This is a genomic window from Pseudomonas sp. PS02303 (assembly GCF_029959925.1).
GTDB lineage: Bacteria > Pseudomonadota > Gammaproteobacteria > Pseudomonadales > Pseudomonadaceae > Aquipseudomonas > Aquipseudomonas mandelii.
Genome location: NZ_JASCOM010000588.1, coordinates 1 through 264, shown reverse-complemented (window position 1 = coordinate 264; position 264 = coordinate 1). Strand labels below are relative to the sequence as shown.

1 protein-coding gene is annotated in these 264 nt (G+C 67.0%); it reads left to right on the top strand.

Annotated features, from left to right (window positions below; translation table 11 throughout):
- The coding region (locus QMX98_RS35170; protein ID WP_282412111.1) for an aldehyde dehydrogenase family protein at window positions 1-264 on the top strand (264 nt) is incomplete at both ends.

Genomic DNA, 264 nt, shown 5'->3' with positions numbered 1-264 from the left:
TCCCGCTGGCCGCCGACCATTTCCGCTACTTCGCCGGTTGCATCCGCGCCCAGGAAGGCAGCGCCGCCGAGATCGATGGCAACACCGTGGCCTATCACATCCACGAACCGCTGGGCGTGGTCGGGCAGATCATCCCGTGGAACTTCCCGATCCTGATGGCCGCCTGGAAACTCGCCCCGGCCCTGGCCGCCGGTAACTGCGTGGTGCTCAAGCCTGCCGAGCAAACCCCGCTGGGCATCACCGTGCTGATGGAGCTGATCGGCG